The 517-nt window shown below is 47.4% G+C and carries 1 protein-coding gene; it reads left to right on the top strand.

All coding sequences use genetic code 11. The features are described 5' to 3' along the window. Positions 1-109: 109 nt before the first annotated feature. Positions 110-517, top strand: a 408-nt coding sequence (locus tag RZO55_RS12480) for an IspD/TarI family cytidylyltransferase (RefSeq protein ID WP_318064614.1), incomplete at its 3' end; no start/stop codon positions are given.

Genomic DNA, 517 nt, shown 5'->3' with positions numbered 1-517 from the left:
GTTGACAAACTGTAATAAATGTGAAATACTGAATCCCGAGCATGCATCGGCAGGATACACGTAATTTCCTATTTTTTTAGCACTTTTTCATGAAGTGAGGACGGAGGAAATGGAACACATCAGCATGATCCTGTTGTCCGGAGGCATTGGCGCCAGAATGAAGGCGAGCGTACCGAAGCAATTTTTGCCGATTGGCGGGAAGCCGATCATCGTTCATGTATTGGATAAATTGGAAAATATAAAGGAAATCAGCGAAATCGTGGTTCCTTCTCCACGGAATTATATGGAACAGACGAAGGAGATCATCCGCAATTATCAATTCAGCAAGCCGATTCAAGTGATCGAGGGGGGGAAAACGCGCCAGGAATCCGTTTACAAGGCGCTTCGGTGTGTGACGCGGGAAAACGTGCTGATCCATGAGTCGGTCCGCCCCTTCGTGACGAAGGAGGAATTTGAACGGCTCATCCAAACCGAGGAGAGGAACGCAACCTACGGTATGGATATTCCGTTTACGGTA

This window comes from Clostridium boliviensis (genome assembly GCF_033342255.1).
Classification (GTDB): Bacteria; Bacillota; Clostridia; order Lachnospirales; family Lachnospiraceae; genus Lacrimispora; species Lacrimispora boliviensis.
The sequence above is the reverse complement of the archived record's forward strand: the minus strand, read 5'-3'. Positions and strand labels throughout refer to the sequence as shown.